The organism is Neorhizobium vignae (assembly GCF_000732195.1).
In the GTDB taxonomy this organism is placed as follows: Bacteria; Pseudomonadota; Alphaproteobacteria; order Rhizobiales; family Rhizobiaceae; genus Neorhizobium; species Neorhizobium vignae.
The window spans coordinates 1-831 of record NZ_JNNU01000048.1 but is presented as its reverse complement, the minus strand read 5'-3'; the positions used below and the strand labels follow the sequence as shown (position 1 = coordinate 831).

Below are 831 nucleotides of genomic sequence, written 5' to 3'. Positions count from 1 at the left end.
ATCCCTGTTGACTTCAAAGTGTGGTGGGATCTATAACCCGCTCACTGAACGAGGGCGGCGGCGCTGCTGGCGACGACGACTTTCGTTCTGAAGAAATCACTGATTGATTGGCGCATGCTGGTTGGGACCGAGTTTCGGTTTGGTCTCTGGAAGTAACGCTGTTTGAGAAGTTTTGACGGTTTGGCCCTTTGGGTTTTGAAGCGTCGGTTATTTGACAATTGAAGATGAGAAGAAAGAGAAACGTGGTCGGCGGTTTTCGCGGATCGGGGTTTAGGCCTTGATCTATGGAAGACAAATGACGGTCACGTTTTGAACAAGAGAACACCTGGTTGGGTGCGCAGTGATGCGGACCTGATCAAAGTGAGTTCTCGTCGATTCAGAACAAGAGTGATTAGTCGGATTGGATTCTCAACTTGAGAGTTTGATCCTGGCTCAGAACGAACGCTGGCGGCAGGCTTAACACATGCAAGTCGAGCGCCCCGCAAGGGGAGCGGCAGACGGGTGAGTAACGCGTGGGAATCTACCCATCCCTACGGAACAACTCCGGGAAACTGGAGCTAATACCGTATACGCCCTTCGGGGGAAAGATTTATCGGGGATGGATGAGCCCGCGTTGGATTAGCTAGTTGGTGGGGTAAAGGCCTACCAAGGCGACGATCCATAGCTGGTCTGAGAGGATGATCAGCCACATTGGGACTGAGACACGGCCCAAACTCCTACGGGAGGCAGCAGTGGGGAATATTGGACAATGGGCGAAAGCCTGATCCAGCAATGCCGCGTGAGTGATGAAGGCCTTAGGGTTGTAAAGCTCTTTTACCCGGGATGATAATG

Annotated in this window: 1 rRNA gene; it reads left to right on the top strand. The window is 52.3% G+C overall.

What is annotated here, in order from left to right:
* Nucleotides 1–409: 409 nt before the first annotated feature.
* Nucleotides 410–831: ribosomal RNA gene (locus GQ59_RS30200) — 16S ribosomal RNA — on the top strand; the annotation flags it as partial.